Annotated in this window: 1 protein-coding gene; it reads right to left on the reverse strand. The window is 70.9% G+C overall.

Annotated elements, in window-relative coordinates; translation table 11 throughout:
* A partial coding sequence (locus ABD329_RS47440) for a type I polyketide synthase (protein WP_344318220.1) occupies window positions 1–3,793 on the reverse strand: 3,793 nt, incomplete at both ends.

Raw genomic sequence — 3,793 nt, forward strand, 5'->3', positions numbered from 1 at the left:
ACGCCTCACACAGCCCCAGCCCCATCCCGACCCGCTGACTGCCCTGCCCCGAGAACAACACCGCCAACTTGCCCGACACCACAGAGCCCTGGACCACCCCCGGCGCCGGATCGCTGATCGACAGCGCCTCCAAACCCCCGACAAGACCGGCCCGGTCAGCGGCCAGCACCACCGCACGATGCTCAAACGCACTACGCGTCGTCGCCAACGACAGCGCCACATCCACGAGCGGCAGCTCCGATCGCTCCCCCGCGAACGAGGCCAACCGACTCGCCTGCGCCCGCAGCGCGGGTTCGGACCGTCCCGAGACCACCCACGGCACCACCGAGGACTTCAACGCCTGCGGCTCGTCCACGGTTTCGGCATCCGGCAGCGCCATGGGCGCCTGCTCCAGAATGACGTGCGCGTTGGTGCCGCTGATGCCGAACGACGACACACCCGCGCGCCGCGGACGATCCGTCTCCGGCCACTCCACCGCATCCGTCAACAACTCCACCGCACCCGCCGACCAATCCACATGCGGCGACGGCTCATCGACGTGCAGCGTCTTCGGCAGCACACCGTGCCGCATCGCCAGCACCATCTTCATCACACCCGCGACACCGGCAGCCGCCTGCGTATGGCCGATGTTCGACTTGATCGCGCCCAGCCACAGCGGTCGCTCCTCGGCGCCACGCTCCTGCCCGTACGTCGCCAGCAACGCCTGCGCCTCGATCGGGTCACCAAGCCTGGTACCCGTACCGTGCGCCTCCACCGCGTCCACCTCGGCGGCCGACAACCGAGCACTCTCCAACGCGGCCCGGATCACCCGCTGCTGCGACGGACCGTTCGGCGCCGGCAGCCCATTGCTCGCACCGTCCTGATTCACCGCGGAACCACGCACCACCGCCAGCACCCGGTGCCCGTTTCGCCGCGCGTCCGACAGCCGCTCCAGCAGCAGCACCCCCGCGCCCTCGGAGAAACCGGTGCCGTCCGCCGCTCCCGCGAAGGCCCTGCACCGCCCGTCCGCCGACAGCCCGCGCTGCCAGCTGAACTCCACGAACAGCCCCGGTGTCGACATCACCGTCACACCGCCCGCGAGCGCGAGTGAGCACTCGCCCCGCCGCAGCGCCTGCGTCGCCAGGTGCAAGGCCACCAGCGACGAGGAACAAGCGGTGTCCACCGTGACCGCCGGGCCCTCGAAGCCAAAGGTATAGGAGACCCGGCCCGAGACGATGCTGCCCGCGCTGGGGGCACCGGGGCCACCGCCCGGTCCCTGCAACAGCCCGTAGTCGTGGTGCATCACACCGGCGAAGACCCCGGTCTGGGTGCCACGCAGGGTCGCCGGGTCGATACCGGCCCGCTCCAGCGCCTCCCACGACGTCTCCAGCAGCAGCCGCTGCTGCGGATCCATCGCCAGCGCCTCACGCGGCGAGATTCCGAAGAACGCCGGATCGAAGTCGCCCGCGTCGTAGAGGAAGCCGCCCTCGCGCGCATAGCTCTTCCCAGCGGCGTCCGGGTCCGGGTCGTACAGCCCCTCCACATCCCAGCCGCGGTCGTCCGGGAAGGCGGAGATGGCGTCCGTACCGCGCTCCAGGAGCTGCCACAGCTGCTCCGGCGTCCGCACCCCGCCGGGGAAGCGGCAGCTCATCGCCACGATCGCGATGGGCTCGTCATGGGTGGTGAGCGTGCCCGTACCGGCGGCGCCGGACGGCGAGACCGACAGGGTGGCGCCCTGGTACGCCTCGGCCAGCTCGGAGCGCAGATGGCGGGCGATCACCACGGGGGTGGGGTAGTCGAAGACGAGGGTGGCGGGCAGTCGCAGCCCGGTGGCCGTGTTCAGCCGGTTGCGCAGCTCGACGGCGGTCAGCGAGTCGAACCCGAGCTCCTTGAACGCACGCCCCACCTCGATGGAGTCCGCCCCCGCGTGTCCGAGCACCTCGGCGACATGCGTACACACCAGGTTGAGCAGGGCTTCGTCCTGTTCGTCCGCCGACAGGGGCGCAAGCCGTCGCCACAGTTCCGACTCGCCGCCCGCGCCATCGCTGGACGGCCGCACCGTGCGGCGTGCGGGAATGGACAGCAGATCGCGGAACAGGGCGGGCATCGCACCCGACGCCGCCTGGGCGCGGAGCGCCGGGAGGTCCAGGCGTATGGGCAGCAGGACGGGCTGCGCCATGGTCCCGGAAACGTCGAACAGTTCAAGGCCCTCTTCCGACGTCAGCGGATCGATGCCGCCGCGCCGCATGCGCCGTACGTCCTCGTCGGCCAGGTGGCCCGTCATTCCACTGCGCTCGGCCCAGAACCCCCAGGCCAGCGAGACGGCGGGCAGGCCGAGGGCGCGTCGGTGGGCCGCCAGGGCATCGACGTAAGCGTTCGCCGCGGCGTAGTTGCCCTGTCCGGCGCCGCCGAACGTGCCGGCCGCGGAGGAGAACACCACGAAGGCCGCCAGGTCCATATCGCGGGTCAGCTCGTGCAGGTGGAAGGCGGCGTCGACCTTGGGGCGCAGCACCTTGTCGACACGCTCGGGAGTCAGGGTTTCGATGACGCCGTCGTCCAGCACACCGGCCGCGTGCACCACACCACGCAACGGACGATCCGCCGGAATGCGCGCCAGCACGCCCGCCAGCGCCTCACGGTCGGCGACATCGCAGGCCACCACGGTCACCGACGCACCCAACTCCGCCAGCTCGGCCTCCAACTCCACCGCACCAGCAGCCTCCCGGCCCCGCCGGGAGAGCAACACCAGATGCCGCACACCACGCTCGGCCACCAAATGCCGCGCCACCAAACCACCCAGCGTGCCGGTGGCACCGGTCAACAGGACCGTGCCGTCGGGATCCCAGGCAAAGCCCGACCCAACTCCCCCAGCAGAATCCGCAGGAGCGGCGGCACGTGCCAGCCGAGGCGCCAGGACCTTTCCCGAACGGACGGCCACCTGAGGTTCCGCACACGACAGCACCGCCTGGAGCACGTCGGACGACACCGGTACGTCATCCACGTCCACCAGGACGAACCGATCCGGATGCTCAGCCTGCGCCGACCGCACCAGACCCCATACCGCGGCCGCCGCCACATCCAGCACATCCGGCACATCCTCACCCGCTACGGCCGCCATCGCACCCCGCGTCACCACCACCAACCGCGAACCGGCAAACCGCTCCTCCCTCAACCACTCCCGCATCACGCCCAGTGCGCGGTGGGCCATCCCCCGTACCTCGGCCGGGTCGCCGGTTCGGGCTCCGGAGTCGGCCTCGAAGGACACCAGAACGGTGTCGGGGGCGGCCGTACCGTCGTTCATGGCCTGGCTCAGATCCGCCAGTTCCGGATACGTGGTGTCATCCGCCCCGCTCAAGGCGTCAAGGTGCGGCGCCACTCTCCCGAGCAACGCCCACCGCCCCGTGTTCGCGGGAGCTTCATACTGGGTGGGAACCTCACGCCATGTGGTGTGGAACAGCGCCTCATGCGTCACGTTCCGCGTTGCCCGAAGCTGCTCAGGGGTCACCGTACGGGTCACCAGCGACGCCACCGAGGCCACCGGCGCCCCGGTGGTGTCGGCGACGAGGAGCGAGACCGCATCCGGTCCGGCGGGAGCGAGCCGTACGCGCAGGGTGTCCGCGCCCGTTGCGTAGAGGGACACACCGCTCCAGACGAACGGTAGTCCGGGGCCGGGGCGGGCCGGGTCCTGTTCCGAGTCGTCCCCTCCCAATGCCGCGGTATGCAGGGCGGCGTCGAGGAGAGCCGGATGCAGACCGAAGCGACCCGCCTCAGCCCGCTGCTCCTCCGCGAGCGCCACCTCCGCGAACACCTCATC

The organism is Streptomyces javensis (assembly GCF_039525925.1).
Lineage (GTDB): Bacteria > Actinomycetota > Actinomycetes > Streptomycetales > Streptomycetaceae > Streptomyces > Streptomyces asiaticus.